General features: G+C 36.0%; 27 protein-coding genes and 2 pseudogenes. 9 read left to right on the forward strand and 20 right to left on the reverse strand.

Annotation, left to right across the window (positions count from 1 at the left end):
- Positions 1 to 43 precede the first annotated feature (43 nt).
- The 4 genes from BQ6100_RS09585 to argC are packed head-to-tail and all read right to left on the reverse strand — an operon-like array spanning position 44 to position 4260.
- A complete protein-coding gene (locus BQ6100_RS09585) occupies positions 44 to 1201 on the reverse strand; it encodes an acetylornithine transaminase (protein ID WP_075981451.1) in 1158 nt (385 codons plus the stop codon).
- On the reverse strand, positions 1198 to 1971 hold the full coding sequence (argB, locus tag BQ6100_RS09590) for an acetylglutamate kinase (RefSeq protein ID WP_075981452.1): 774 nt from the start codon (positions 1969 to 1971) through the stop codon (positions 1198 to 1200). The genes BQ6100_RS09585 and argB overlap by 4 nt, the downstream gene beginning before the upstream one ends.
- Before the next feature lie 10 nt (positions 1972 to 1981).
- Complete coding sequence (argJ, locus tag BQ6100_RS09595) at positions 1982 to 3214, reverse strand: bifunctional ornithine acetyltransferase/N-acetylglutamate synthase (RefSeq protein ID WP_075981453.1); 1233 nt, start codon at positions 3212 to 3214, stop codon at positions 1982 to 1984.
- An 11-nt stretch (positions 3215 to 3225) separates the two neighbouring features.
- A complete protein-coding gene (gene argC, locus BQ6100_RS09600) occupies positions 3226 to 4260 on the reverse strand; it encodes an N-acetyl-gamma-glutamyl-phosphate reductase (RefSeq protein WP_075981454.1) in 1035 nt (344 codons plus the stop codon).
- A gap of 392 nt (positions 4261 to 4652) precedes the next feature.
- On the opposite strand from argC, the gene BQ6100_RS09605 reads away from it, so the two are divergent.
- Positions 4653 to 5345: a Crp/Fnr family transcriptional regulator gene (locus BQ6100_RS09605; RefSeq protein ID WP_084780309.1), complete on the forward strand. Its 693-nt coding sequence runs from the start codon at positions 4653 to 4655 to the stop codon at positions 5343 to 5345.
- 73 nt (positions 5346 to 5418) lie between these two features.
- On the opposite strand, the gene BQ6100_RS09610 is transcribed toward BQ6100_RS09605, so the two are convergent.
- The 6 genes and pseudogenes from BQ6100_RS09610 to BQ6100_RS09635 all read right to left on the reverse strand — a co-directional run bounded on the left by BQ6100_RS09610 (position 5419) and on the right by BQ6100_RS09635 (position 10034).
- On the reverse strand, positions 5419 to 6135 hold the full coding sequence (locus BQ6100_RS09610) for a YwiC-like family protein (protein ID WP_075981455.1): 717 nt from the start codon (positions 6133 to 6135) through the stop codon (positions 5419 to 5421).
- Positions 6136 to 6302: 167 nt separating this feature from the next.
- Positions 6303 to 6749 (reverse strand): respiratory nitrate reductase subunit gamma, encoded by a 447-nt coding sequence (locus tag BQ6100_RS09615; RefSeq protein ID WP_075981456.1) that lies wholly within the window; start codon positions 6747 to 6749, stop codon positions 6303 to 6305.
- Positions 6750 to 6890: 141 nt separating this feature from the next.
- Positions 6891 to 7433, reverse strand: a complete 543-nt coding sequence (gene mobB, locus BQ6100_RS09620) for a molybdopterin-guanine dinucleotide biosynthesis protein B (RefSeq protein ID WP_075981457.1) — start codon at positions 7431 to 7433, stop codon at positions 6891 to 6893.
- Positions 7421 to 7903: pseudogene (locus BQ6100_RS22115) on the reverse strand (molybdopterin-binding protein); the annotation flags it as partial. The pseudogene BQ6100_RS22115 and the gene mobB, both read right to left, overlap by 13 nt.
- A pseudogene (locus BQ6100_RS09630) lies at positions 7864 to 8838 on the reverse strand (molybdopterin molybdotransferase MoeA); the annotation flags it as partial. The pseudogenes BQ6100_RS09630 and BQ6100_RS22115, both read right to left, overlap by 40 nt.
- Before the next feature lie 227 nt (positions 8839 to 9065).
- Positions 9066 to 10034 carry a methyl-accepting chemotaxis protein gene (locus BQ6100_RS09635; RefSeq protein ID WP_084780312.1) on the reverse strand — a complete coding sequence of 323 codons (969 nt, stop codon included), beginning with the start codon at positions 10032 to 10034 and terminating at the stop codon, positions 9066 to 9068.
- Positions 10035 to 10215: 181 nt separating this feature from the next.
- Here BQ6100_RS09635 and ric point away from each other — a divergent pair, with 181 nt between their 5' ends.
- On the forward strand, positions 10216 to 10917 hold the full coding sequence (ric, locus tag BQ6100_RS09640) for an iron-sulfur cluster repair di-iron protein (RefSeq protein WP_075981459.1): 702 nt from the start codon (positions 10216 to 10218) through the stop codon (positions 10915 to 10917).
- 89 nt (positions 10918 to 11006) lie between these two features.
- Here ric and moaA read toward each other — a convergent pair whose 3' ends face one another.
- Positions 11007 to 12023, reverse strand: coding sequence for a GTP 3',8-cyclase MoaA (gene moaA, locus BQ6100_RS09645; protein WP_075981460.1), 1017 nt, complete (start codon positions 12021 to 12023; stop codon positions 11007 to 11009).
- Between the two features lie 327 nt (positions 12024 to 12350).
- Here moaA and BQ6100_RS09655 point away from each other — a divergent pair, with 327 nt between their 5' ends.
- Positions 12351 to 13049 (forward strand): Crp/Fnr family transcriptional regulator, encoded by a 699-nt coding sequence (locus BQ6100_RS09655; protein ID WP_075981462.1) that lies wholly within the window; start codon positions 12351 to 12353, stop codon positions 13047 to 13049.
- Between the two features lie 86 nt (positions 13050 to 13135).
- Here BQ6100_RS09655 and BQ6100_RS09660 read toward each other — a convergent pair whose 3' ends face one another.
- The 5 genes from BQ6100_RS09660 to BQ6100_RS09680 all read right to left on the reverse strand — a co-directional run bounded on the left by BQ6100_RS09660 (position 13136) and on the right by BQ6100_RS09680 (position 18102).
- The gene (locus tag BQ6100_RS09660; protein WP_075981463.1) at positions 13136 to 14266 is read right to left on the reverse strand and encodes a TIGR04053 family radical SAM/SPASM domain-containing protein; all 1131 of its coding nucleotides are present in this window, start codon (positions 14264 to 14266) and stop codon (positions 13136 to 13138) included.
- Positions 14267 to 14378: 112 nt separating this feature from the next.
- Positions 14379 to 15977, reverse strand: coding sequence for a histidine kinase N-terminal 7TM domain-containing diguanylate cyclase (locus BQ6100_RS09665; protein ID WP_075981464.1), 1599 nt, complete (start codon positions 15975 to 15977; stop codon positions 14379 to 14381).
- A 585-nt stretch (positions 15978 to 16562) separates the two neighbouring features.
- Positions 16563 to 16901 (reverse strand): DsrE family protein, encoded by a 339-nt coding sequence (locus BQ6100_RS09670; RefSeq protein ID WP_075981465.1) that lies wholly within the window; start codon positions 16899 to 16901, stop codon positions 16563 to 16565.
- Positions 16902 to 16918: 17 nt separating this feature from the next.
- Complete coding sequence (locus BQ6100_RS09675) at positions 16919 to 17227, reverse strand: metal-sulfur cluster assembly factor (RefSeq protein ID WP_075981466.1); 309 nt, start codon at positions 17225 to 17227, stop codon at positions 16919 to 16921.
- A 101-nt stretch (positions 17228 to 17328) separates the two neighbouring features.
- Positions 17329 to 18102, reverse strand: coding sequence for a prolyl oligopeptidase family serine peptidase (locus BQ6100_RS09680; RefSeq protein ID WP_075981467.1), 774 nt, complete (start codon positions 18100 to 18102; stop codon positions 17329 to 17331).
- Between the two features lie 176 nt (positions 18103 to 18278).
- Here BQ6100_RS09680 and BQ6100_RS09685 point away from each other — a divergent pair, with 176 nt between their 5' ends.
- The 3 genes from BQ6100_RS09685 to BQ6100_RS09690 all read left to right on the forward strand — a co-directional run bounded on the left by BQ6100_RS09685 (position 18279) and on the right by BQ6100_RS09690 (position 19589).
- Positions 18279 to 19097: a Cof-type HAD-IIB family hydrolase gene (locus BQ6100_RS09685; protein WP_075981468.1), complete on the forward strand. Its 819-nt coding sequence runs from the start codon at positions 18279 to 18281 to the stop codon at positions 19095 to 19097.
- Between the two features lie 155 nt (positions 19098 to 19252).
- Positions 19253 to 19405, forward strand: coding sequence for a hypothetical protein (locus BQ6100_RS21450; RefSeq protein WP_173719827.1), 153 nt, complete (start codon positions 19253 to 19255; stop codon positions 19403 to 19405).
- Between the two features lies 1 nt (position 19406).
- The gene (locus BQ6100_RS09690; protein WP_075981469.1) at positions 19407 to 19589 is read left to right on the forward strand and encodes a DUF3813 domain-containing protein; all 183 of its coding nucleotides are present in this window, start codon (positions 19407 to 19409) and stop codon (positions 19587 to 19589) included.
- 63 nt (positions 19590 to 19652) lie between these two features.
- Here BQ6100_RS09690 and BQ6100_RS20850 read toward each other — a convergent pair whose 3' ends face one another.
- Together BQ6100_RS20850 and BQ6100_RS09705 are read right to left on the reverse strand one after the other, a co-directional pair.
- A complete protein-coding gene (locus BQ6100_RS20850) occupies positions 19653 to 20423 on the reverse strand; it encodes a BsuPI-related putative proteinase inhibitor (RefSeq protein ID WP_084780314.1) in 771 nt (256 codons plus the stop codon).
- A gap of 103 nt (positions 20424 to 20526) precedes the next feature.
- Entirely contained in the window at positions 20527 to 21357 is an 831-nt protein-coding gene (locus tag BQ6100_RS09705; protein ID WP_075981470.1) for a YitT family protein, read from the reverse strand.
- Positions 21358 to 21481: 124 nt separating this feature from the next.
- Between BQ6100_RS09705 and BQ6100_RS09710 the strand changes: the two genes are divergently transcribed.
- A complete protein-coding gene (locus BQ6100_RS09710; RefSeq protein WP_075981471.1) occupies positions 21482 to 22345 on the forward strand; it encodes a DegV family protein in 864 nt (287 codons plus the stop codon).
- Between the two features lie 86 nt (positions 22346 to 22431).
- Positions 22432 to 22563, forward strand: coding sequence for a DUF3941 domain-containing protein (locus BQ6100_RS09715; protein ID WP_075981472.1), 132 nt, complete (start codon positions 22432 to 22434; stop codon positions 22561 to 22563).
- 274 nt (positions 22564 to 22837) lie between these two features.
- Here the strand turns inward: BQ6100_RS09715 and BQ6100_RS09720 are convergent, their stop codons facing one another.
- Complete coding sequence (locus BQ6100_RS09720) at positions 22838 to 23701, reverse strand: CvfB family protein (RefSeq protein ID WP_075981473.1); 864 nt, start codon at positions 23699 to 23701, stop codon at positions 22838 to 22840.
- Between the two features lie 122 nt (positions 23702 to 23823).
- On the opposite strand from BQ6100_RS09720, the gene BQ6100_RS09725 reads away from it, so the two are divergent.
- Positions 23824 to 24315, forward strand: coding sequence for a YajQ family cyclic di-GMP-binding protein (locus tag BQ6100_RS09725; protein WP_075981474.1), 492 nt, complete (start codon positions 23824 to 23826; stop codon positions 24313 to 24315).
- 251 nt (positions 24316 to 24566) lie between these two features.
- Here the strand turns inward: BQ6100_RS09725 and BQ6100_RS09730 are convergent, their stop codons facing one another.
- Positions 24567 to 26099, reverse strand: a complete 1533-nt coding sequence (locus tag BQ6100_RS09730; RefSeq protein ID WP_075981475.1) for an alpha-amylase family glycosyl hydrolase — start codon at positions 26097 to 26099, stop codon at positions 24567 to 24569.
- Positions 26100 to 26111 lie beyond the last annotated feature (12 nt).

Here is a 26111-nt window from a genome sequence, read left to right on the forward strand (position 1 = left end):
TAAACACCTAATTTTTATACAATTTTCTTTAAAAAATATCAGCCTAAATGGCTGTCAAGCTATGCTTTTGCAAAACCTTTGCGATTAAGTTTATTCCTTCCTTCAGTTCTTCAATGCTTGCTGTTAAAGGTGGTAGCAAACGTATAACACTTTCTCCAGCAGAAAGAACAAGGAGTCCTTCTTCACGTAATTCAGCAAGAAGAGTAGGTATATCTCCCTGTATATCAATTCCAATCATAAATCCTAACCCTTTAATTTCTTTTACAATTGGAAGCTGTTGTAGACTATTTTCTAACTCCTCGGTAAATGCTTGACTTTTTTGATTTATTTCTTCAAGGAATTCTTTATCAAAAATCTTATTCATCGTCGCTATCGCAGCTGCAATAGCTACTGGATTCCCACCAAATGTTGAGCCATGACTTCCCGGGCCAAAAAACTCTTTTAAATAAGCTTTACCTACCATAGCACCGATTGGAAAACCACTTCCTAATCCTTTTGCTACAGTAATGATATCCGGATCCAACCCAAAATGTTGAAATGCAAATGGCTTCCCAGTTCTACCAACGCCTGTTTGGATTTCATCAATAATAAGAAGGGCTTGAAATTTTTTACATAGCTTTTCTACTTCATGTAAAAACTCTTCATTCCCTACATTAATTCCACCTTCACCTTGAATAACTTCAAGCATGACTGCAGCCACATTTTCATCCATTGCCTGCTCTAGAGAGGTAATATCATTATATGGAACATAAACAAATGTTTCTAACATTGTTCCAAAGCCTTGCTTAATTTTATCTTGACCAGTTGCAGCCATTGTAGCAAATGTACGGCCATGAAAGGATTTTTCAAAGGTGATGATTTTCGATTTCCCCGTTGCCTTTCTTGCCAGTTTAATTGCTGCTTCATTGGCCTCTGCCCCACTATTTGCAAAGAAAACAGCATCTAAATTTGCTGCAGTTGCCAAAATCTTTGCTGCCGTTTCCTGTTGATTGATTTGGAATAGATTGGACACATGCCAGAATTTATCTAATTGCTTTAACACTTCATCCTTAACTTCCTGAGGCTGGTGACCTAAATTACATACTCCTATCCCTGAAGTAAAGTCTAGATACTGCTTACCGGTCTCATCTATTAAATAAGTTCCTTTTGCTGAATTGGGGGCAACTTCCCATTTTGCATATGTTGGAAATAGGTAACTCATTGAATAACCATCTCTTTTCCGATTATTTTCGTCCCTTGCCAATTATGATCACTAAAGAACCTGTTTTTCCCTGAAACAATCATTACACTTTCTACTCCCTTTTTTAAAGCTGAAAGAGCAGATTGTACCTTTGGAATCATACCACCGTAGATTTCGCCTGATTTAATATGATGATTAATATCCTTCATTGTGATTTCTGGCTGAATTTTTCCATTGATTCTAATCCCATCCACATCAGTAACAAACAGGCAATGCTCGACCTTTAACGCATTTGCGATTGCAGCAGCAGCATAATCTGCATTTACATTTAATTTTTTACCGTCTTGTGCTAAAGCAATAGGAGTAATAACCGGAATGATTCCTTTGCTTAAAAGCAACTTAATAATGGATTCATTCACAGAATGGATCTCTCCAACAAATCCAAGCTCTTCTTTATTGACATATTCAGCTTCAAAAAGACCTGCATCACTACCATTTACTCCAATTGCATGAAGCTTGTTATTTGTGAGTTTTTCTACTAGCTTCCGGTTTGTCTTCCCAGATAAAACCATTTCCACCACTCTTAATGTTTCTTCGTCTGTTTTTCGAAGGCCATTTACAAAGACTGGTGTTACATTCATTTTCTCAAGCATTTGATTAATATCTGGACCACCACCATGAACAAACACAATTTGGTAGCCCTTCTTCACTAACTCTTCTATACTTTCAAAAAATTCCGAGGACAATTGATCTAATACGCTTCCTCCGCATTTTATTAATATTCTTTTCATTCATCTCACCTTATGTTCGATAACTGGCATTTATTTTTACATAATCATATGAAAGGTCACAGCCCCACGCTTTACTTTTGCCTTCTCCATTTTGTAAATCTACAAAAATTTGAATAAATTCATTTTCCAGATAATTTTTTGCATCATCTTCAGAGAATGGCTGTGGCACACTGCTTTTCAACATGACAATGGGTCCAATTGAAATATTTACGTTTTCAGGATTTACTTTTGCCTGTGAGTTTCCAATCGCACAAATAATTCGACCCCAGTTTGCATCTGATCCAAATATGGCTGTTTTCACTAAGTTTGATCCTACAATTTGTTTTGCAACCTTCCTTGCATCCTCATCATTTTCAGCACCTTTAACCAATACTTCAACCAATTTGGTTGCTCCTTCACCATCCTTAGCAATTTGTTTAGCCAAGCTTTCGCAGGTGGAGGTTAATAACTCGATGAAGGTGTCCCATTCAGGGTGCTCTTGAGTAAGTGTTTGATTATTTGCTTCACCGTTCGCCATAACAAGGACCATATCGTTCGTTGAAGTGTCACCATCAACAGTAATTTGGTTAAATGTATGATTTGTCACTTGTCTTAAGGCGATTTGAAGATCAGCAGGTGATATATTAACATCTGTTGTAATAAATCCAAGCATGGTCGCCATGTTTGGATGAATCATACCAGATCCTTTTGCGGCACCGCCCATAAACACAGTAACTCCATCAATGTCTGCTTGAAAGCAACAGCCTTTCATTCCCGTATCTGTTGTTAAGATAGCCGTTTGGAAATCTTCTGCAGATTGAAGCTCCTCACTTAATTCTAATGAGTCAATACCAGTTAGAATCTTATCTAATGGTAAATATTCACCAATCACACCTGTTGATGCAACAGCGAATAATGTATCATCAATGCCTAGTTTTTCGGCAGCCTTTTTTCTCATTTCATAAGCATCCATTAGTCCCTTTTGACCCGTACATGCATTGGCACAAGCGCTGTTTACAACTACTCCTTGAAGCATACCATCTGCTGCCAGACTATCCTTTGTCACAATAATCGGTGCTGCCTGGAAGGTATTCAATGTATATACTGCTGCACTACTTGCGGGAACATTACTTGCAATCATCCCTACATCCTTTTTTGCATATCGTAAGCCAGCATGAACACCTGCCGCAGAAAATCCACGAGGAGTAACAATCGAACCCCCTTCTAACTTCTTAATCTTTAATTCTTCTGATAATGCTTCCATGATTCTCCCCCTTATGGATATATCGGCATGAATTCTAATCCGGTTTTCTCATCAAGTCCGTACATAAGATTAGCATTCTGTACTGCCTGACCTGCCGCACCTTTCATTAGATTGTCTATTACTGATATTATGGTTAATCTTCCTGTTCTTTCATCAACATGTAGTCCGATATCGCAATAATTAGAGCCATTTACCTCTTTAACTGAAGGAAATTTTCCTTCAGGCCTAATTCGGACAAAATGCCTTCCTTCATAATATTGTTTATATAAATCAATGACGTTACTAGTCTTCCAGTCTGATTTTAGCTGGACATAAATCGTAGCCATGATTCCGCGAGTAATTGGCAATAGGTGAGTGCTAAAGGTAATGGGCCTTACCTTACTATTCCATTTCTTTAGCTGCTGCTCAATTTCAGGTGTATGCTGGTGTTCATTAACCTTATAAATCTTAAAGTTTTCATTATTCTCTGCATACATGGAGGTTCTGGAAGGAGATCTTCCTGCGCCTGATATCCCTGATTTTGCATCAACGATAATGCTATTCGGCTCTACAATATCCTCCTTAATAACAGGAGCTAATCCTAATAATGTAGCTGTGGAATAGCAGCCTGGATTGGCAATCCATTTTGCATCCTTTATTTGCTCATGATTCCATTCAGATAATCCATACACAGAGGATTCAACAATTGAACTTAGTGTCGGCTCCTTTTTATACCACAATCTATATTCTTCGGGATTACTCAATCGCAAGTCACCCGATAAATCGATAATTTTTAGATTGGTTTTGGAAAACTGCTCCATCAGCCTACTTGATACTCCCGATGGTGTTGCAAGGAATAAAATATCGCTTTCTTCTTCAATCTCTTCAGGATTAATTCCTTTTAATCTCTTATTGATAATATTGAATAAATGCGGATATTCATCCCAAATTAAGTCTTCACTACTTGATGAATGAACGGAATGGATTTCAAATTCAGGGTGGGAGTGTAAAATTCGCAGCAATTCTACTCCACCATAACCCGTTGTACCTATTATAGAAGCTTTCATTCACTCCTCCCCCTTTACTTTAAATGTATAAATAATCAAATATATTAATTTTTATGAATTTTATTTCTTTAGTATATAAAGGTCTCTTTATAAAATCAACCATTTTTTAAAATTAGATAAAAATCTTGGTACGATTGCATTTATTTAGAGCTCCATTATTATTCTAAAACAAATATCCCACCATTTCTTTATACATATTTATTAATATCGTATACAGTGTCAGAAAATTCGCCCTTTCTTTTCGGAATAAATTTTTTTACAACTATACGAACTTTTTAATAAAAGCAAGATATTTATAGTAATTTTAATCGTGATAAGGTTGACTGATTTTTATTATTTTTATTAAACTAAGATAGTGAAATATTTCACACCTCGAAAAGGTGGTAATCATTATGCAAACATTTAAGGAACTTTCTTCAAATTTCATACATCTTCAAACCCATTCTCAATATATGAAAAAAATCGAAAAAGGAACTTTTCTATTCCAAGAGGATGAATGGGCAAACGAGCTCTTTGTTGTTCTTAGCGGGAAGGTCCAAATCAGTAAGATGATACCTGATGGTCGTGAGCTGACGATTCGCATGTGTAGAGCAGGGGATTTAATAGGAGAAGTACCACTTTTTGATCAACCACAGAAATATATGCTTAATGCAAAGGTGATTGAAAATGGTCATGTGGCTGTGATTGACAGGCAGGATTTAGAAAAAAAACTTGGTGAAAATCATCAGCTATCTTTGGAATTTATGAAATGGCTAAACCATCAATATCGGAAAAATCAAACGAAATTTCGTGATTTAGTTCTAAATGGAAAAAAAGGGGCCCTTTATTCCACCCTTATTCGTTTGAGCAACAGTTATGGAGAAAAATGCGATGATGGTATCCTTATAAATATTCCCATCACCAATCAGGAGCTAGCTAATTTTTGTGGAACTTCTCGTGAGGTGGTCAATCGGATGCTAAGTGAATTGAGAAGACAAAAAATAGTGACGATTGATAAAAGCATTATCACTATTCATGACTTATCCTACCTAAAGAAAGAAATTGACTGTGAAAATTGCCCTGTCGATATTTGTAATATTGATTAATATAGACAGAATTGCCCTGTTAATTCCATAAACATAAATAAGGAGTGAGAACAATTCGTTCTCACTCCTATTTTTATAATAAAGCAATAATCATAATGATAAAAAAGACAACTGAATTCGCGATTTCTAAGACTCCAATTTTCATTACCGAGTATGGTTTGCCATAGAAAAAGATCGCACGATACAAGCTTGATAGGAATGCGATTGCTATTACCCAGTAACCTAAAACCATCCATGCAATAATAACTAAAATATGATAAATCCAAGAGAGCTTTTTAAAAAATAAATTTTTCTTCTCTCGAATCATTGTCTTCACATAAAAGGTACTTCCTATAAAAAACACATAAGAAGCGATGAAAGCAAGGATCTCATCGTGAAGAATTTGACCTTTAACAAGATAACTACTCGCTAATCCTGCAAGACAAAATACAAATATTGCACTAAAATCATTAATGAGAGCACGTTCTTTATTAATCCTTGAAAAATAGGCATTAATAAGGAAAAACGGTAGCATTGCTACGCCGAAGATAATGATAGAGGGCCTTGTAAATAAAGGAATCATTAATAAAATAATTGCAGGAATTATGTAAATGATTGTCCACTTTTTATATTCTGGCTTTCTTTTCTTTTTAAAAAGTAACAGCATCGGATAGGTTGCTAAATATAAAAATAGCCAGCCAAGGAAAAACGGAATATGCTGCCACATAAAGCCTGTCGTAACAACCCCTAACCAGAATGGTATGATTAACATTGCCCACGCACCATGTTGTTTAGGCAAGAATAAATTCATCGTCATCACTCCTCCTATGTTAAATATTACTTTATGTTGAATTTCGGGAATGTGAGGCACATCACAATTTCTACTTCTTATAAAAGTTTAACACAGCCCTTTTCAAAATCTAATACAATGAAAAATGGCTGTCCGATAAGTTTCCATGATCTTATCGGACAGCCACTTTAAATATTTTTTCTTGTAATCACTTTTCTTCGGAAAAGAAGATACGGTTTTAATAAATACGGTAAATAGTTGGTAAATGATATCAACAGTATAGATGTTAATAATATTACAAAATGCACGCGAGAAAGGAAGGAAATATTTCTTATGATATCAGTATCTGGATGAAGACGAAGTACACTCATTACCCAATCAAAGATCATTCTTGGCTCATTATTTATTCTCGTATAATAAACAACGGCTAAACCAGTTAATACACTTAGACCCATTAATCCTACAACCACTCGATTAATTAATCTTTCGTGAATGACTAGCTGATTCTGTTGAGCTTGTACTTCCTCGACATCATTCTGCCAGACTACCCCCATCCCAAAAACAGCAAAAACTATATAGGGATAGACAATCCACAACAGCGTTTGAAATATTTCCATCTCCTTCAACTCTTCCATCTATTTTTTCAAACATAAATCCCCTACTTCATTTAATCTTAAATTGGAAATGATTGCAGTGACTAAAGTTACATTTATGACAATTTTTTTAACTTTTTTTATCGAAATTTCGAACATAATCTTTATATTTTGTGACTATCGTTATAGTTCATCGGATTGACGTTGACTTAACAATCGATCTATGAGCCACCTTTTCCCTTTCTCTTCATCTATTTGAAAACAAGGTAAAGGAGTATTTCTTTGGATTAATGTTAAATCCCTTTGGTCCCAGCAAAAGAATGCTTTAACATGAGGCAAATCCTTTAGCATTTGAAAATCATCATACCTTTTCAAAAAAACTACCTTATCGAGATTCTCATTTTTATATCCTTCAATAAGAATGAAATCCGGACTAAATTGAGAAAGTAGCCTAATTTTTTCATTTAATGAGAATGGAATAGACTCTACTTGGATAAGCATCCTTCCATCCCCCTCTACCAAGGCTGCCATTGCACCTGCTTGAATAGTCTGAAAGGAGTCTTTATCCTCTACTACACTTGGTTTCCCTCCATGGCCATGGTGCTTAATGGTTATGGTCTTTAAGCCTTTTCCAGAAAGCTCCTGAATAATATGATTAACAAAGGTTGTTTTCCCGCTATTTTGATAACCGACAAATTGCATCATTACTGGTATTACCATGGCCATTCATTGCCTTCCTGGTCCTCAATTAGAAAAATCTCCACCTCATCACCACAACGATAACCTCTTGTTCCACCTGGTAGTACGATAAAACAATTAGCTGCTGCTAAGCTCGTCACAATATTTGATTTATCTACCCCTGTTGGAGAGGCTTCCAAATGGCCCTCCCGAATTGAGAGCCTTCCCCTCACTAATCGGGTAAATGGATTTGCCTTTGGAAAATCTTCGACAAGGATCGCCTTTTCTTTTTTTAAATGAGGTCTTGGTGAAAATAGCAGCTTACGAATAACAGGTCTTGCAAATAGTTCAAACCCTACATAGCATGCGGATGGGTTACCAGATAATCCAAAGAGGTGCTTCCCATGATAAGCCGCTACGGTTGTGACGCTACCTGGCCGCATTCTGACCTTGTTAAACAAAACTTGAGCTCCTAGTTTTTCATAAATAGCTGGTAAATAATCAAAGTCTCCAACAGATANGATGGGTTACCAGATAATCCAAAGAGGTGCTTCCCATGATAAGCCGCTACGGTTGTGACGCTACCTGGCCGCATTCTGACCTTGTTAAACAAAACTTGAGCTCCTAGTTTTTCATAAATAGCTGGTAAATAATCAAAGTCTCCAACAGATCCCCCGCCTGTAGTTATTAGCAGGTCAACCTTTTCAACAGCGTCTTTGATAGCCTCAAAGCAAACATCCATGTCATCTGGAAGCTTTCCAAAATATATAGCCTTTCCTCCAGCCCGTTCAATTTGAGCACATATCATGTGAGAGTTACTATTTCTAATTTTTCCGGGGATGAGTGGGTCCCCTACCTCTAAAAGCTCGGTTCCTGTTGCAAAAAGTCCAATCACCGGCTTCTTTGCTACAGGGACCTGTTCGTACCCAAATGTAGCAAGGAGCGCCTGAACACCAGGGTTTATTTGGGTTCCTTTTGGTATAAGTATCTGCCCTTCCTTTGCATCTTCCCCACGGAAGGAGACATTTTCCCCCTTTTGATAAGACCTATTTATTCTAATATAGTTTTTGCCATTAAACTCTTCTTCCTTCACTAGTTCAAGCATGACAACCGCATCACATTCATCAGGTAGCATAGCGCCTGTCATGATTCGTACAGCTTGATTATCATTCACTTGTTTTTCTGTAACAAACCCTGCCCCAATGGTGTCTATTACCTCAAGCCTTATTGGATTGGTTTGCGAGGCATTTGCCGTATCGATTGCCCTTACAGCGAATCCATCATAGGGAGATCGATCAAAAGGGGGCACGTCATTAGTTGCGGTGATATCCTTTGAAAGAAAACGATCATAGCTGTCACTTATTGGTACCAATTCTGTTTCACCTTTAATCGCTACCTCCATTATTTTTTGAACCGCTTCTCCTATCGGAATCGGATTCCTTTTTTCGACCATTTAATATCATCTCCCTTATGTACTTTAACTTTCTTACAATGTTCCGCAATTTACCATATACATAATATACTTGAAAAATTTTAGAGCCTTTTCTGTTTAGTGTATACTTCTTGATTTTACTAGATAGAAGGTTAAAAAGACAAAAATGGCTGTCTCAAATGTAGCTGAGCACCAATATATAGGTGCTATGTTACATTTAAGACAGCCTCTGATTAGATCTATTGTAATTAGTGGAGGTTTTCAACTTCACGGTCTTTTAATTGTGAAACCCCATTTTCTAGCTTTCTATCGACGATTTCTGCAGCCTCAATATGATTTGTAATTAATTGATTCACTTCGTCAAAAATAACTCCGGTATTTCTCATTTCATTTAATGCATTATTACATGAACCATTTTGATCCCTAATCAAAGACTGCACACTCTGAACTTGGTCATGTACTTCTTTAATAATTTCCTCAATTTCAGATATTTTTGATGTGGTTTGTTTTCCTAAATTCATTCCTGATTGTACCAAACTAAAAAGTTCGTTTGAATTTGTAACTGCTGCTTCGATATCCTTTTGAAAGCTTTGAGTCAGTTCCATGATTCCTTGAGAACTAGAAGCAGTTTCCTCAGCTAGCTTTCGAACCTCTTCGGCAACAACAGAAAAACCTTTTCCATATTCCCCAGCTCTAGCTGCCTCAATAGAAGCATTTAAAGCTAATAAATTGGTTTGTTCAGCAATTCCTTTTATCATAAAAACAATTTCATCGATTTCCTTTGAACGTTGACCAACCATTTTGATAGCTTCTAGATTTTGCTGCATTTCCTGCCCTAACTTTTCAATAAGGTTCTCCATATTGCTTACAATTGTTTGACCTTCCTGACCTCTAACTCCCATAATTTCAGCTGCTTGAATGAGCTTAGTTCCTTTATCACGCATCTCTTTTGCCTTTTCAGAGGAGTCTTCAACCTGGGAGCTAGCCTTTTCAAAATGAGCTTTTATCATAGCCACTAAATTGGCCATTTCTCCGTGCTGACCATTTACTTTTTCATGCTGATCAATTGTGGTTAGTAATTCTTCCTGTAACTTATCCATGAAGTCCTTTGTTTCTACAGCCTTTTGAGCCAACTCCGATTTTAAACGAGCGTTTTCTTCTAAAAGCTGAGTTTGTTCATCTATTAATGATTTCTTCTTTTTAATAAACATAATCATTCCACCTTATAAAAAATCCGCAACAATATAATTATATTTCATCTTTTTCATAATGAACATCATTATATTACAAGTATCGTCATCTTTTGCAATTCCTTAATAAAATGTGACCAGAATCACAAACTTTTGCTTACAAAACCTTTATGATGATGCTATAGAAAAATAAAAAGGAGACTAGATTATGAAAATTCCTTTCTCTGAAACATCTTTAGTAAGAGACATTGTTAATGAGTTACCTAAATCAAGTGATTTATTTAAAAAATATAGAATTGATTTTTGCTGTGGTGGAAATATTCCGTTGCTTGAGGCAGCCTCTGAAAAGTCCATTAGCATAGATGAGCTAATGAAACAGTTGGAAGAACTCTATATTTCAAACGAAAATTCTAAAGAGGATATTGAGGTTTGGACCAATTCGAAATCAGATGTCATCATCGAACATATAAAAAACCACTATCACCGCTCTTTAGAAGAAGAGTTAGCTAACCTAAGCCCCTATGTTACAAAGGTTTCGAAGGTTCATGGTGATCGCCATCCAGAGCTATTAAAAGTACACGAATTATTTTATGAACTAAAGAAAGAGCTTTTGGAGCATACAGCGAAGGAAGAAGCTTCGGTATTCCCAATGCTATTAAAGCTTGATGAACAAAATGTTGAAAATCGTGAAGAAATCATCAATGAAATTATCGAGTTAGAAAAGGAACATGACCATGCGGGGAATATCTTAAGAGAGCTCAGAGAAATTACTTCTGATTATCTGTTACCTTTTGATGCATGTGGAACATATCGCTTGGTGTATAGCCGCTTAGAGGGACTTGAATCTCATACCTTTGACCATGTTCATTTAGAAAACAATATTCTTTTCCCAAGATATATTGGGAAATAAGCATAAGCTTGTAAATAAAAAAGCTGCGGATGTTTGATTTCGCAGCTTTTTTTAATTTCTATTATATAAAATTAACCTAAACAAGTGGATTACCCACCAATATAGGACATCTCTATTTTCTTTCGATTTAGAGCTGTTTCTATTGTCCGTTCATCTGAATAGCGATCCTTACGCATAGTCCAAATATCTGCTATCCATTTTGCCATCTCACTATCCGAGGCTCCGCTTCTTATTAGACCTTTAAGATTATGGCCATTTCCATTAAATAGACAAGTATATAAAATTCCATCGGCTGATAATCTAGCCCGTGTACAACTGGAGCAAAATGACTCGGAAACTGATGTAATAAAACCAACTTCATCGTTGGTATCTTGATAGCGATACCTTTTTGCCACTTCACCAAAATAATCGGGATCGACAGGTTCTAATAAGTAATGCTCTTTCAAAATTTGATATATTTCTTTTTTTGTAATGACTTCATTCATACGCCATCCATTGGTATTCCCAACATCCATATATTCAATAAAGCGGAGCTGAATATGATTAGCCTTACAATAATCGGCCATCGATACTATTTCAGATTCATTCAAACCCTTTTTAATTACCATGTTAATTTTTACCCCTAAGCCTACATTCCTAGCAGCATCAATTCCTTCAAGAACGGGCTTAACACCAATATTTCGTCCATTTATTTTTCCAAATAGATCATCATTCAAGCTATCAAGACTAACATTCACTCTTTTTAGACCGGCTTCTTTTAAGTTTTTTGCTTGCTTTTTGAGGAAGATACCATTGGTAGTTAGTCCAATATCACGTAAATTTTCTATTTTTGCAAGTTTATTGACTAATACAGGAAGATCATTTCGTAATAATGGTTCCCCACCAGTTAGACGAATTTTTTCGACACCAAGATAAACAAAAATGGTAGCTACACGTTCTAATTCTTCATAGGTTAGTAATTCACTTTTTGGTAAAAAAGCAAAGTCAGGTCCATAAATTTCTGCAGGCATACAATATTGACAGCGAAAATTGCAGCGATCGATAACAGAAATTCTTAAATCCCTTAAAGGGCGGTCCAATGTATCAGATATCAGGTTTTCTTTCATATGAGTCAACTCCACTGTAGAGTAGGTTTTTCTTTTCCTGAAAAAATTAATAAAAAAATATTTTACTATGATAACACAAAAAATTATTACTATACAGATAGTATTAAAAAGGCCCTATTATTCCAATTATTATTTCTTGAGCTTACCATCAAGATTCAAAAAGTATTCAAAGTTTCCATATATTTTTCCACTATTATCACAAGGAAAAGAGTTATAATAACTATATTATTGTTTACTTATACTTACAACCTATTAACCGTAAGATTTATATATGTTATTATAATGGAATTGGCATGAAAGGATTTAAGAAATGAGGGTGGCAATGAAATGACTACTGAGATGAAACCAACACAATCAATAGAGATTAAAGAATTGCTACGGTTTGCCGACAGGACAATCAAAGTCGAAAAAGGCCAATTTTTATTTCAGGAAGGTATGAACGCTGAAGAGCTCTATTTAGTACTCTCAGGAAAAGTTCAAATAAGCAAAATCACATCGGATGGTCGCGAGCTTACTTTACGAATATGTGGTGATAATGATATTTGTGGTGAATTGACGCTTTTTACAAGCTCCCCTAAATATCTCCTAAGTGCTCTTGTCGTTGAAGACGGAGAAATAGCAGCTATCAGGAAAGAGGTCATTGAAAAGGAAATCTTTCAAAATAGTACATTAGCCTTTGAATTTATGAAATGGATGAGTGACCATTTCCGAAAAACTCAGACAAAGTTTCGAGATTTAGTTCTCAATGGAAAAAAAGGGGCGTTATATTCGACCCTTATACGAATGACAAATAGTTATGGCATTGAGAAATCTGACGGAATATTCATCGACCTCCCTTTAACGAACCAGGAGCTTGCTAACTTCTGTGGCACTTCTAGAGAAAGTGTCAATCGAATGTTAAATGAGCTAAAGCGCGATGGGATTGTATCCTTTAATAAAGGGAAAATTACCATTCATAATCTTCAATTCTTAAGGGATGAAATTGGATGTGAAAACTGTCCTGCAGTTTATTGTAGCATCGAATAATTTATTTATTATAAACCAAATCTTTCTTCAGCAATGTACCGTATTCTCTGGATTATTATAAAATGGAGGCAGCATAATGCCTCCATTTATTCATTTCCAGAATTCTTTTTCCTCAATTCCTTTGGTATATACACACAGAATGGTTCACTTTCTAGATAGTCTCCTGTCATCGCATAGGCACGTGACCTCGATCCACCACAAACATATCGAAACTCACATTTTCCACATTTTCCTTTATACATATCAGGATTACGCAGGCTTTTGAAAATAGGGGATTCACGATAAATCTCAGCAAGAGGGGTTTCTTTAACATTTCCTGCTTTTAGAGGAAGCAATCCACTCGGATATACATCTCCAATATGAGAGATAAAAACAAATCCATTTCCATCATTGACCCCTTTTGGTGCCCTTCCTAAGCCATCAATGGATCCCGTTAACCCTTTGCTTGTCAAAGCATCAAGATATTGAATCTCTTCTGTTTGACCTTTAGCTTCCCTCATCTTATTTTGTATGACCACTCTCCGATAATGCTGAGCAGCTGTTGTTTTAATATCGAAGGAAACACGTTTACTTAATTGATATAACCATGTAAAGACCTGCTCATGTTCGACAGGTGAAATCATATCCTTATCCTGTGCTCTTCCTGTAGGAACGAGGAAGAAGACACTCCATAACACACAATCTAGCTCCTCAATTAATTTTGCCATTTCATCTAAATACTCAATATTGTACCTTGAAATAACTGTATTAATCTGAATTGGAATATCAAGCTCATGCAAGTACTTAATCCTTTCCATAGTTAAATCAAAGGATCCTGGAGTTCCTCTGAAATAATCATGGATTTCTGCATTATGTCCATCGAGGCTAAATGCCCATCTGGAGAGCCCGACCTCTTTTGCTTTTTCAATTGCCTCTTTCGTTACATTTGGGGTAGCACTAGGTGTCATCGATACACGAACCCCTTTTTTAACAGCATATTCGGCAATATCAAATACATCTTCTCTCATTAATGGATCTCCACCCGTAAAAACGAGCATAGGATTATTCATTTCGTATATTTGATCAATTAATCTAATTCCTTCTTCAAAGGTTAATTCTCTTGGGTCTCTTTTATACTGCGCTTCTGCTCTGCAATGCAGACATTTAAGCTGACACGCCCTTGTTAGCTCCCAAATGACAATAAAGGGATCCTTATTAAAATCTCTACCATAAACCATCGGTAGCGCCTCCTTATTCATTTCGAAAAGCATCTGAACTCTTTTGTATTATAAAGAACTTTCGATAATGAATAAGTGAAGTACCTCACATTTCCTTCATTCAAATTCAAAATTAATTTATGGATACTGTTGCTGGAAAGGGGACGATCTCATCTCCAAAGGACAGATGAACAGAATTTCTACCACATTCTTTTGCAGAATATAAAGCACGATCTGACTCCTGTAATAGGAGCTCTAACGTATTAAAACGATCATTCAGTTGAACAATTCCGAAGCTAGCAGTTACATAGATTGATCCCTTTTCCGTTTCTAAGGGGTTGATTGCAAATTCTTTTCTTATTTCTTCTATTTTTCTCCCAGCCTCGATAAGATCAATACCTGGAAAACAAATAATAAATTCCTCCCCACCATAGCGCCCCATAATATTTTCAGGAAGGAGATGTTTTTTACATATAGATACTACATGACAAATAGCTAAATCCCCAATAGAATGTCCGTACTCGTCATTTACTTTTTTAAAATAATCAATATCAAAAAGACAAAAGGATATTGGTTGGTTCAATTTTTTTGCTAGTTCCATTTGCTTTTGGCTTTTTTCTAGAAAAAAGGAACGATTATAGATTTTTGTCATTCCATCTATATAGGCCATTCTCTTTAACTTATTTTCAAGACATTTCTTTTCTGTTATGTCTCGTATGACAATAGTTTTTCCAACTATCTCTTGATTGCCTCTCCGAATGGGGTCTATTCTAATTTGATAGTATTTATTATCCATCTCATTAAGATAGTCAAATTCCTCTTCCTTATCTGAATTAACTTTTTTCATCAATATGTTTTGACAACTTGGACATATCAACATATTTTCAAGCCTAGCTCCAATACTGGAATTATCTAATTCCTTGATAATTTCTTTTGCAGCATTATTGTAATCCACGAGTAAATTTATATTGTTAATAACGAGCACGCCATCTCTCATATTTTCAAAAACTCGTTCTCTTGCTATTGGGGTTAATACCAATAAATATGTTGATTTAATTGCCCAAATATAAAGTAATGAGGTAAAGCACATGACAATAGGTACTGGATCCATCCCATATGGTGACAAGCCCATTAAATATAGGAATGAAAAAACCATTGGTAAAAATTCTCCTAATATCAAAACAACAATTTGCTTCCAATAGATGGATTTCGTCCTTTTCCAATGCCAAAATAGAAGAGCAATGCTAAGGATTATACAACCAAATGTATAATTGGAATTGACTATATACCAAGGCCCAGCAATGATGTCGACTAATGGTGTATCTTCATTAGGACGTAAATATAGTGAACGATAATAAAAGTGATGTAGGTCATTTGTCATAACTAGCAAAAGGGTTATTAGAGGGATGGTGAAAATCAGAAGCTTCATTCTAAGGTTTAGTAATCGCTCTAAGCCAACATAATACATAATTAGTACAAGACTGCTTGGAGCAATAAATGGCATGCCAATATATTGTACCTTTACCCAAAAGCTAATCTCCTTTAATGAACCGCTAGATAACTCCAAAGCATGTCCGATTGAGTAAATAGCAGAAAAACATGACATCCAAATAAATACCTTTATATTACCAGTAAAGGTATTCCTCTTAACATATGCATAAATGGATAAAAGGATTGATAAAACACCTGAGATTGAAATAATAACAATGTATTGGAAAATATCCGGATTCATTCAAATAGCCCCATTTTCATTTTTTTCCATTTCTATAATTTCCCTCAAGTATTATATCAAATTGCGTGACTATTTTACTAGCATAATCAGAAAATTCCTATTCGTTTGATGTTATAAGTGTTTTTTAGTATTACAATCTAAACCAGTTTCGAAGAGATACTAAAAAGTGATGCAACCTATTTTAAAACCATTATCTTTTTCATATTTTCATTATCCTTTGAAACAACTGGGAAAAATATCGCCTGCTATTCCCATTCTCGTTCTCATCTTATGAAAATGGGAAATTGGAAACGATACCTATTCCTTCAGAATTCTTTAACTTCCCTTCCTATTGGAGTCGTTCCCATTCCTAGTAAACAGTTCCATGACGAAAAAAAGACCCGAATCTTGAAAAATTCGGATCTCAAAGAGCCTAACAACATATAAACCTGACAGAATACCTGTCCCACATGTTCAAAGCATTATTAAATTTTTCGAAATAGCTTTTGCCCTAGGGCATACTTCCGTATCATTAATCGAAAGGGTTAGCCCCAACCTCCATGAATAACTGTTGAATCAAGCCACTTTTTACTTAAGTATTATCGTTTAAGCAATTGTCATCACTTCATATTTTTCTGCAAGTTCAATAAATTTTGCCATGCTGCTAATTTTCCCAGCAACAAGCTTTTCCTCAATCTGATAAAAGTCCACACAAGTTTTACATGCGAGAACGTCTACCCCTTTAGCTTCTATTTCTTTTAAGTGAAGTGAGGTTAAAGAGTCATTCGTAAGTGCCAGAACTCCACTGTTCACACAAAAAATAGCAGCAGGTAATTCTTCCCGTTGTTTAAGGATGGTAAAAAAGGTTTCTAACAGGTTTTGCCCTAGCTCTTCGTCACCCTTACCTAATACATTCGAGCTTAGTAAAATCACTTTGTTTTTCAATGAAATCACCTGATTTTTTATCTTATTCCTAAAGCTATTTTAGCATATCTTGACATTCTATCCTTTGTCCATGGTGGATTCCAAACAATATTGACCTCGGTTCCTTTCACTTCTGGAATATCTGCAAGAACAGCCTTAACCTGTTCAACAATGGTACCGGCTAAGGGACATCCCATAGAAGTTAACGTCATATCTATTGTAACAATGCCGTCTTCATCCATTTTGACATCGTATACTAAGCCTAAATTGACAATATCTATTCCTAGCTCAGGGTCTACCACTAATTCTAGAGCACCCATAATATTATCCTTTAAATCTTGATCCATTGAATACTCTCCTATCTTCAAGGTTTAACCTTATATTAATAACAAAGTCACCTGATTATTATTACGTTTCATACTCATATTTTATCAAAGTTTGCGTACATTTACTTTAAATATGTTTCAAACCACTCTACTGTCTTTAAGACACCTTCTCTGGAAACCTTATGTCCAGCTTTTTCGTCTGAAATAAAATGAAGTTTTTCAGGAAAATCTTCATAATAATGTTTAATCGATTGATAAAAATCATAGCTGTATGCATATGGCACAAGGGGATCTCTTTTCCCATGCCAAAACAATAACGGACGAGCTCCTAACTTTTCTGGTTGGAGACTTAAATCATAGGCACGAAGACCATCAATAAGCTCTATTACTTCAGTTTCTTTTAACGGGATCTGAAAGTTTCGTTTTTTCATTTCATCGATTTGTAACCTTGCGTACTGCTCATAATTGGCCAACCCCATTAGGCTTACTGCCGCTTTGATCCATGGATATTGTGTTAATGCACCAAGGGTCACAATGGCACCCATTGATGTACCAACAGCCCCGATTCGATTAATATCTATGAGATGAAGCTTTGCAAAATAATCCTTAATGATTTTCATTTCCTTTATGGTTCTTATTACAATTTCCCAAAAATGAAAATTTAACTCATGTTCACGGAAATCTTCTTTCCCTCTTTCTCCATGGAACAAAGCCTCTGGCAATGCAACGCGGAAGCCTTTTTCAGCTAGTAAATAGGCGTAATGTAAATTATGCTCCTTAGCGCTCGTAAAGCCATGGTTAAAAATAATAAAAGGGAGCTCTTTATCAATTTGATCTTTCTTAACGATATGTAGTACTGGTATTTGCTCTATATATTTCTTCTCAACGACAACCAAATGAAAGCCTCCTAAATAATTTCATAACAGAAATTTTACATAAGGATAGTAAAATTGTTACCATAGTAAATATATAATAAAGCAAGCCTTTATCAAATTAATACGCATTATAAAACTAAAGAATGTATACTTATATAATTATTTATTATTGTATCTTAACAGAAAGAGGAGATATCATGCCAGAAAAGCATTTAATCGCTTTAGATTTAGATGGTACATTACTAACAAATAAAAAAGTGATTTCACCAAATACAAAGAGAGTTTTGGAAAAAGCACGAGAAGAGGGCCATATCGTGATGATTGCTACCGGTAGACCCTTTCGCTCAAGTGAAATGTATTACCGGGAATTGAAACTGGATACACCGATTGTAAATTTCAATGGAGCATTTGTCCACCATCCAACGGACCACCACTTTGGTATTTATCACTCTCCACTTGATATGAAAGTAGCAAAGGATATAGTTGAGGCATGTCTGACATTTTCCTTTCATAACATTATCGCTGAAATTATGGATGATGTTTTTTTCCATTACCATGATGAAAAGCTCATTGATATTTTTAGCCTAGGAAAACCGAATGTAACAACAGGGGATTTAAGAAAATCACTAAATGATTCACCAACAAGTATGTTGATTCACACAGATGAAGATGAAATCAAAAATATCCGCAATCATTTAGCTGATGTTCACGCAGAAGTAATCGACCAAAGAAGCTGGGCGGCACCATTTCACGTCATCGAAATTATACGTTCTGGATTAAACAAAGCAGAGGGCTTAAAAAAGGCAGCAGATTATTATCAAATCCCCTCACAAAGAATAATTGCCTTTGGTGATGAAGATAATGATTTAGAAATGATCGATTATGCTGGGCATGGGATTGCTATGGGAAATGCTATCGAGCCACTAAAGAATATTGCAAAAGGCGTAACACTAACCAATGAGGAGGATGGGGTCGGAGTATATTTGAACGACTTATTGAACTTAAATGCTCTCTAAGCAGACTTAAATATTACTTTGAATGCATCAAAAAAAATTGTTATCCAGCCTATTTTTTCTCCTATTATATCCTTGAATTCAGCGCATACTACTAATGAAACAGCAATGGTATGTTGTTTCAATCAAGCTCGATTCAAAAAATGGAGGGATTCAACATGGGTAAACGTAATAAATCAAAACGCTTTGTTCAACAAGGAGTAGATTCCGTAACAAAGCATGCTGACCGTATCCCATATCATACCACCTACGCAGAAGCTGAAGCACAAAAGATGGCTAATACTAGAGATTCCTCATTAGGGGGAATATAACGTGACCAACCGTTTATTACGCGAAGCAAAGGTAGCTGTAGGGCTCGCAAAAACTGCGGATCCAAGCGAGCAATATGCTGCAATTGAAACAGCCAAAAATGCCCTTTCTTCAGCTTATGCGAATACGTCAATGGCCGAAAAAGAACAGCTTCAGCAACTGCAGAACGAGCTTGACCAATTGTAAACCTAAGTTAAAAGAGGTGCCAGTCACCACGAAAACAGGAAGGCAATAGCCCTCCTGTTTTTTCTATCCTTCTTCATGAAATTGTTCCAATACCACTGGTGTGCTTTGTATGGTTGTCCCATTCGTATCACGTTCATAGAGATTCAAGATTAGTGTTCCATTTTTCGGTAGGTTCTTTTCAGGAATTGAAATATCTAATTGAAATGGGTTCCATTGTGGAAATCTACTTCCAGTTTGAACCTTTGTTTCTTTAATTTGCTCATTATGACCATCCTCAACCGTATAATAGAATTCTCCCAGACGTGGACGTGCCTCACCTTTTACTTGATACCTTCCTTTTCTTCCTGTAACCTTAATATTTTGAAAGTTTGCATCTGATTTTGGAATAAACATCGTTGATTCAAATTCAACAGGTAAGGTATTTATATGGTTTCTTTTTGTAGATTTCAGAATACCTTTAACTTTATATTGTCCTTCCTGTACTCGATTTCCGGCGATCTGATTATTCCAAACTTCCTTCCATCTTTTTTCTTCATTTGGATTTAGAGAAATTGCCTGAATTCCTTGAAGGAATGACTGATCTTTTGAGTAAACATAAACCTCTTTTCCTTTTGTATCAATGACTTTTAGTTCATATTTTTGAGAGGAAGGAAATTCAAACCTTATGGGGAGAGTCCCACTATTCTTTAATACAATCTCAAAAGCTGTTTGGTCAATCCCAATAACAGGCTCAACAAAAAATTCAAAGCTTAACTCGTTTTTTGCTTCATTAGCAAAGCCTGAAATAGGGAGCATTAGAATGAAAGCAAGTAGTAATCCGAGTATTTTTTTCATAAAAACCTCCAATGATGTAATTTCGCCATAAGAAGACTTTTTTTGGTACTCACGTTTTATGAAGGAACCCTATTAAGGAGTTTATCCTATTTTCTATTAATTACTAATCTCTGCGGAAAAAGCCAAAAACTGCAGTTGTCTGAACGACATTTGTAAAAGCGCTGGGATCTACCTCTTTGATTAATCGCTCAAGATCAAATAATTCATAACGGGTTATAACAATCATCATCATATCCTTGTTTTCATTGGTATATGCGCCCTTTGCTGGGATGGTCGTAATTCCTCTGACTAGCTTAGAATGAATCGCAGCTTTTAGTTCCTCTGCCATTTTCGTTACAATCATCACCGTTAGCTTTTCGTGTCTAGTATGAATCGCATCAATTACACGTGTAGAGGCATATAATGCAACTAGTGTATATAGTGCCTTTTCCCAACCATATAAATAACCTGCCGTAATAATGATAATTGCATTTAACGTAAAGAAATACGTTCCTACCGGTCGATCCTTCATTCGAGACAGCACCATTGCGATTATATCCATTCCACCAGTTGATGCTCCCCATCTTAATGTTAGACCTACACCTACCGCTAGAATTACACCACCAAATACAGCATTTAGAAAAATATCATTTGAAACCGCATAAATAGGTAAAATTTCTAAAAAAAATGACATGAAAACAACACTAAGAAAACTATATAAGGTAAAGGATTTCCCTACCTTCATCCAGCCAAGAATGGTAACAGGAATGTTCAATAAAAACAGTAGTATTCCTGTTGATATTGCTCCGTGAAAAATATTCGAGAGTAATTGGGCCAACCCTGTAAATCCACTCGAATAAACTTTTGCTGGAATTAAAAAAAGGTTCATTGCTATTGCATTAAGAAAAGCACCGATTATCACAACAATTAACTTTTTAGTATGCAATAATATCATGGTAGACTCACCCCTACAGGCACTTACTTTTCCCTAAATTGCTTATTTTCAATACAATTAATTGTAATTTCACCTAAATTTTAATAAACTTAAGATAATATTGCTCGAAAGCAGGTGGGATAAAATGTCAGTAAAAATCCTAGCAGATAGTGCGTGCGATTTACCTTTAAATGTTTTAAACGAAAATGATGTCACGATGATTCCATTGAGGGTCCACTTAAATGATCAGGAATATGAGGATTTAATAACGATTGAACCAAATACTGTATATAAAGCCATCCGTAATGGACAGATGCCCAAAACTTCCCAAGCTTCTCCACTCGCATTTGAGGAGAAATTTACGGAGCTGGCTGAAAAGAATCAACAAGGAATTTACATAGCCTTCTCCTCACAGCTCTCAGGTACTTATCAAACAGCCGTTATGGTTCGTGAACAAATTAAGGAAAAGTACCCTGACCTTGACTTAACGATCATTGACAGCAAATGTGCATCTCTTGGATGTGGACTCGTTGTCTTGGAAGCAGCTCGCCTAGCAAAAGAAAATGCTTCAAAGGAAGAAATTATTCGGGATGCTACCTTTAGATGTCAACATATGGAGCACCTATTTACTGTTGAGGATTTGGAATATTTAGCCAAAGGCGGAAGAGTATCAAAAGCCTCAGCATTTTTGGGTGGATTATTAAATATTAAACCATTATTAAATGTCGAAGACGGGAAGCTAATACCAATTGAAAAGATCCGTGGAAGAAAAAAATTACTTCGTCGAGTAATCGATATTATGCATGAACGCGGTTCAAAATTGGATAAGCAAATCATTGGCATAAGCCATGCAGATGATGAAGAAACTGCATTAGAAATGAAGAGATTAATATCTGAGGAATTCTCTACAGATCAAATATTTATTTCTTCCATTGGAGCAGCCATAGGTTCACATACAGGCCCAAGCACCATTTCATTTTTCTTTCTAAACAAATTGCCTCAGGAATAAATATATTAGGTTTTTTAGAAAAGTACATACTCCTTTCAATGGAGGCTAACAATATTAATGAAGCCACCATAGAAAGGAGTATTTTTATGCCGCATACTTCTGACAATGATAAGAAGGCTAAAGACAATAATGCCCTTCGTCATGAAAAAAATATGATGCGTGAGAAAAATCGCAAGGCAGGTAAGCATCAATATTCTAAGAAAACAGATCACTTATAAAGTGAAACTTCCTTCAGTGGGGGTTTTTTAACGCACAGGATGTGCTAGTGCTGACGTTGCCTAAAGAACTGGCGTATTTAGTCGGCTTCATCCCCCACTGATAATTAGTTGAACCAATCGGGCGTTTACCGGCAGTAGATCCCCCCAATTACCTTCTTCGAATTCTCTAATTCTAAAAGTGGGGGTCTTGCTGTCCGTTAACCCGCGATAAAATCAAAAGGTGCCAGAGTTGTATGCCTGGCACCTTTAATTTTTTTTAAAATTATCGTTTCTTTTATTTATTTTTGCTGTAGGTCCATCCTTCCTCCTGGTAGACCTTTCCATCCTTGATTAGCCTTCCTAACGCGCGCTTAAATGCCCCTTTGCTCATATGGAACCGCTCCTCAATATCCTCTGGCATACTCTTATCACCATAAGGCATTGCCCCATTTCTTGACATTAAGTATTCATAGATGACATTTGCATCCTCATCCAATGCTTCATGCTTTCTAGGAATCATGGACACGTTAATCGTGCCATCCGGTTTAACATCAATAATCCTGCCCTCAATCTTTTCTCCTAAGCGAGGCTCAACCTTCCTTTGTGATTCGTGAATAAATCCTTTAAAGCCTTCGACAGTAAATATCCAGCTCCCGACCTTTGCTGTACGATATATATGACCTTGAATACTTTTATTAAAGTGTTCACGAGTTGCCTTCGCTCTTTTTTCCTCAAAAATGTTATCTGTAGCAAGCTTTACATAGATGCGATGATTTCTACTTACTCTTAAGGTTATGTAAAGCAAATCATCTTTCTGTGGCCAAACCGATTGATGTGCGGGAAGATCTTCTTCACCTAAGAGCATTTCTTTTTGAATACCAATATCCACAAATACCCCAACACCTTGCTTTACATCACTTACTTTTGCCCAATCATACTCTCCAACTGTAATCTTAGGAATCGAGGTTGTTGCTGCAATTCTCCCCTCATTATCCGTATATAAAAAGACCTCAACCTGATCTCCTTCCTGAAGATCTTGATTTGTTTCATTTGAATGCAAAAGTACATCCTCTGTTCCATCTGTTAAGAAATATCCAAACTGTGCCAAGCGGGTTACGGTAAATTTCGTTACCCTGCCGATATTATCACTGATTGCCATATGTTAATCCTCCTATATATTTAGTATATGATGATACTTGATTTTCAACAAAAGTTGTATGAACTGCTATATTTTACTATAATAAGGGCTGAAAGGGAAAACTGTTTTTTTCGGAGGTCATTATGTCTAAAGAGAGCTCATTCGATATTGTATCCAAAATTGATCTATCTGAGGTCACAAATGCAATCAATCAAACCATGAAAGAAATTACAACACGATATGACTTTAAAGGAAGCAAAAGTGAAGTATCACTTGATAAAGAGGAGCTAGTCCTTATTTCTGATGACGAGTATAAATTAGGTCAACTGAAGGATGTTCTGTTTGGAAAAATGATAAAACGTGGAATTCCAATTAAAAACCTTGATTATAGTAAGATTGAGGGAGCATCTGGAGGAACGGTTCGCCAACGTGCCAAGCTTGTCCAAGGAATTGATAAAGATAATGCAAAGAAAATTAATACGATTATTAAAAATAGCGGATTAAAGGTAAAAAGTCAGGTACAGGATGATCAAATCCGCGTAACTGGAAAAAATCGTGATGATTTGCAAAAAATCATTGCAGCCGTAAAGGAAGCTGATCTTACTGTTGATGTTCAGTTTGTGAATTATCGTTAGAATGAAAAAGCGGGCCAGGAAAAGGCCCGCTTTTTCTATTTTGAGGATATATTTGGGTTAATCGCGGATGTTTTGGTTATCGCGGATATTTTCGGATAATCGCGGATATATTTGGATTATCGCGGATATATTGGAAAAATCGCGGATATTTTGAATTTATTGCGAATAAATAATAATCCCATCCTATTAAACCCTAAGTTTCTTGGTCATTTTTTTAATCAGATCCCTTTTTCACCAATGGAAAAGGAAAATTACACACGCTTTCTCTTCGATCTTCTCCAAACGATAACAACAAAGACGATAAACGCTGCATAAACGATACCCATTGCAATTAAATATTGATAGTTTAGACCCGTTTTATCAGCTAAAACATAAATTTCTGTATTGTCACGATCGATAATAATGCTGTATTCTTTATCTTTACTTCTCACCAGGTCACCTGCAAGCAATCCTCTGAGTTCTTTATTAGGGGCTAAATCTTCCTCTTTAATCGTCACTCTTTGGGATTTCGTCGAATTATTTAGAGCAATGATTGAGGTTTCTCCCTTGTATACACGTTTGTATACAGCCATTCCATCTTTTGAATATAGCACCTCAAAACTTCCTCTTGTTAAGGAAGGAAGTTGTTTGCGGACCTCTACAAGCTTTGTAATATAGTCAATCAGCTCTTTATCCGTCCGAAAATCCATTTGATTTTGACCATCCACACCTTTTCCACCATCTAAAGCAATTTCACTGCCATAATAAACCATAGGGATGCCTGGTGTCGTATACAAATAGGATAATGCGAGCTTCCATCTAGGTCCTGGATGCTCATTATTTCGAACTGAATCCCTTGTAAAACGAACCGTCTCAGGATTATCCATAAAAGACCCCATGAGCATAGGATGATCATAGAAGGTTTGCTGCTCCTCCTTCATTGCCAATAGCATGTCCAATGGTTGATTGGGCTTTGAAAAGGCCTCCCTTAGAGGTTGATTCAGAGGATAATCTAATAATCCATCAATTCCACTCTCTTGATAATTTTTTATATAGGTTGGATCATCAGACCTGATATCACCAATGAAATAAATATCCTCCTTTACCGATTTTACTTCCTTAACAAAATCTTTCCAAAAGCTTAGGGGAACATAGTTCATTTTGTCCAAACGATAACCATCAATATCTGTTTCTTGGATCCACCATTTGGCACAATCAATTAAATATTTTTTGACCTCCGGATTGTCCTGATTCAAATCGGGTAACCCATTATACCACCCATTTTCTAATCCCTTTTGGTCATTAAAGTCAATCTCTTTTTGCTTATGAAACCAATCCTTTTTTGCAGGGTCATTTACCCAAGGATGATTCATACCAACATTGTTAGAAACAAAATCTACGATTACTTTTATATCACGATTATGGGCTTCCTTAATCAATTTCTTAAATGTTTTCAAAGAGCCAAAATGCTCATCAGTTTTATAAAAATCCTCCACGGAATACCCTTGATAATCATTTTTTTCATTATCAAATATTGGTGATAAATTGATTGTTGTAAACCCCATGTCCTTTAAGTAATCTAATTGATTAATAACCCCTTGAAAATCTCCACCATGATAGCTAGCCGGATCCTTCGCATTTACATCATAATCATTATTCGAATCACTATTATTGAAACGATCTATGGTTATGTAATAAATGGTTTCATCCTGCCAAGTTCGTACTTCCTTTTCAGCTGCCCCTACTGGAAGAGCATAAAAAAGAAGTAACGGTATCAGGATGAAAGTAAGTACGCCTTTTTTCATCTCCGCCCCTCC

Source organism: Bacillus massilinigeriensis, assembly GCF_900117315.1.
Taxonomy (GTDB): domain Bacteria; phylum Bacillota; class Bacilli; order Bacillales; family Cytobacillaceae; genus Bacillus_BE; species Bacillus_BE massilionigeriensis.